The following is a 1,903-nucleotide window of genomic DNA, read 5'->3' on the forward strand; positions in this document are numbered from 1 at the left end:
ACAAACGACGATACCTCGGCCGAGCCATGAGAAAATCTGGGGCATGGGTTTCACCCGGCCGCGGGCCGGCCGACACCGGAGGCCTCGACGGGCCCTGCGCCATCCAACGCCGTCGCGTAAAGAGGCAGCAAATTAATCCTTGCACGGCATGGTTGCATTCGCTAGAGTCCGGCGCAATTGCATCCAAACGCAGCACATCGCGGGGCCGCAACGCCGACCGTCGGCCGGACCCGGCGGTCCTGCCGGCCCGGTCGACGTCGCGTCCACCGGTCCTGCCAGCATGTCTCGATCCCCACCCGGCAGCCGCCAGCAGCGCGTCCGCCGGCAGCCCCGACCCCTGCCCCTGGAGAACGACGATGGAACGCGGCGACCGCGGCAGCCTGACGAAGCGCGAGCGGCAAGTCCTCGCCCTGATCGGGCAGGGACTGGACAGCCGCAAGGTCGCCGCCGTGCTCGGCATCGCCTATTTCACGGTGCGCAAGCACCGCTCCAACATCCTCGCCAAGCTCGGCCTTCACGACGCCGCGGCGCTCTCTGCCTTCGCCGCGGCCGGGGCCGGCCCAAACGGGCGGCAAAACCCCGCTTCCGCCCTGCCTGGGCCGCCCTGAGCCCGCGGCGACGGGAAATTGCCGCGCTCGTCGCGGGCGGCATGAGCAGCAAGGAGATCGGCCGGCGGCTGGCGATCAGCCCGCTGACCGTGCGGACGCACCGCCGCGCGGTCTTCGCCGCGCTCGGCGTGCGCTCCGTCGCGGAACTGGCAGTTCAGGTTCTGGCGCTCGCCGCGGCGGATACCCCATCGGAGTGATTCCCTTCCGTTCGGCAGGCGTGCATTTTCAGGTTGCATATTATATTTATATGCAATCAAAAGGAGAGAGACCATGCCCAGCGAAACGATCATCGCCTATATCGATCCGGCCCAGATCGCGGCCCAGAAAAACAACCAGTTCAGCCTCTATCTCGCCAAGAAGGTGAACGGCCAGTTCACCGTCATCTGGCAGTCGATGGGGCCGATCGCCACGGTCAACACGCCGAGCTACGAATACGAGAACACCTTCAACATCGCGGTGCCCTCCTACCAGGTGAACTACGGCAACGTCACGATCAGCGAGGGGACCGTGTCCTTCACCTCGGCGGGCGACCCCGTCAACATGAACATCGGCCAGGTGGTGGCGCTCGACCAGAACGGCGTTTTCGGCACGCCGCAGAACGGCGGACCGGTCGGCGCGCTGCTGGTCAACAACAGCCTGCAGGGCAACCCGCACGAGGTGCTCGCCGACAGCGACGGCAATCCGATCTTCGTCAATGTCGACAGCGGCATGGACATCGGCCAGTCGACGCTGACGCCGATCGACCAGTACCAGATCTGGTTCGACAACTTCCAGCAGACGGGCACGATCATCGCCGAGAATGTCAGCAACGCGATGATCGTCACCTTCGACGGCGGCAGCCTGAGCCAGACGATCAGCTACACCGCGGACGGCCAGTGGCAGCAAGGCCCGCTGCCGCCGTCGACCGTCGCGCTGTCGACGGGCGAGAGGGCGGCCACGAAGGTGAACGAGATCGCCGTCATCGTCGCGGCGACCTTCACCGCGGCGCTGACGACCGCCGCCGTGACCTACCTGCTCAGCAAGCTGATCGACAAGTTCAGCGGCGGCCTCAAGCCGAGCCACTTCAAGACCTCGGTCGGCTCGCTGAAGCTCGAAATGACCTTCGACAACAAGAAGGGCGTCGCGGCGATCATGCTCGACCAGTACGAGCAGGCGGTGAACGCCGCGCTCGCCGCCGCCGTCAAGGACAAGAACTCGCCGCTTGCCGGCGAGAGCTGGACGCTCAGCGAGACCGACCTCGTGACGAGCTTCTGAGGACAGCGTTGCGGCGCGGTCCGCCGGTCATCCCGGGGCCC

Annotated in this window: 3 protein-coding genes; all 3 read left to right on the forward strand. The window is 66.3% G+C overall.

The annotated features are described in order from the left end of the window. The first annotated feature begins 356 nt into the window (after window positions 1-356). Entirely contained in the window at window positions 357-608 is a 252-nt protein-coding gene (locus LXM94_RS20240) for a helix-turn-helix domain-containing protein (RefSeq protein WP_235773271.1), read from the forward strand. A gap of 41 nt (window positions 609-649) precedes the next feature. Then, complete coding sequence (locus tag LXM94_RS20245) at window positions 650-805, forward strand: LuxR C-terminal-related transcriptional regulator (RefSeq protein ID WP_235773272.1); 156 nt, start codon at window positions 650-652, stop codon at window positions 803-805. A 73-nt stretch (window positions 806-878) separates the two neighbouring features. Continuing rightward, the gene (locus LXM94_RS20250) at window positions 879-1,862 is read left to right on the forward strand and encodes a hypothetical protein (protein ID WP_235773273.1); all 984 of its coding nucleotides are present in this window, start codon (window positions 879-881) and stop codon (window positions 1,860-1,862) included. Window positions 1,863-1,903: the final 41 nt, after the last annotated feature.

Source organism: Rhizobium alarense, assembly GCF_021555155.1.
GTDB lineage: Bacteria > Pseudomonadota > Alphaproteobacteria > Rhizobiales > Rhizobiaceae > Rhizobium_D > Rhizobium_D alarense.